Here is a 603-nt window from a genome sequence, read left to right as displayed (position 1 = left end):
GCGCGAGAACGCGAGCGAGGCGATGGCCACGCTCGCCGCACGACCCGATCCCGAACCCGTCATCGTCGACGCGCGGGACGTCACGTTCATCGACTCCTCCGGGGTGGCCTTCATCCTGCAGGTGTTCGTGCTCGGTGAGGAGACGGGTTCGCCCGTCCTGCTCCGTGAGCCGTCCGCCGTGGTGATGGAGGTCCTGGACATGGTCGGTATCAGTCAGCGGATCCCGGTGGTCCGCAAAGCGGCAGCCAGCGCCTGAGTCGCACGCCGCCCCCGGCTGATCGGCAGCGTCCGACCGGCCGCAGGAGTGGCACCCTTGTCCGGTGAAGAACTGGGCAGCGAACCTCACCTACTCCTCCGCGCGCACCGAGCGCCCCCGGAACCTCGCGGAGCTCACCGGCATCGTCGCCGGTGAGCCCCGCGCCCGGGCTCTCGGCTCACGGCACTCGTTCTGCGACGTCGCGGACACGACCGGCGTGCACGTCCAGCTCGACCTGCTCGACGACGGCAGGGCGCCCCTCGAGGTCGATCCCGAGGGGGTCGCGTCGGTGCGTGCCGGCCTGCGCTACGGCGAGGTCGCGGCGGAGCTCCACGCGCAGGGCCGGG

At 72.0% G+C, this 603-nt stretch carries 1 protein-coding gene and 1 pseudogene; both read left to right on the top strand.

Annotated elements, in window-relative coordinates:
- A partial coding sequence (locus ACYVJ0_RS13675; RefSeq protein ID WP_460818407.1) for an STAS domain-containing protein occupies nt 1-256 on the top strand: 256 nt, incomplete at its 5' end.
- 64 nt (nt 257-320) lie between these two features.
- Nucleotides 321-603: pseudogene (locus tag ACYVJ0_RS13670) on the top strand (FAD-binding protein); the annotation flags it as partial.

The organism is Microbacterium petrolearium, from assembly GCF_054782875.1.
This window is presented reverse-complemented; position numbering and strand designations above follow the sequence as displayed.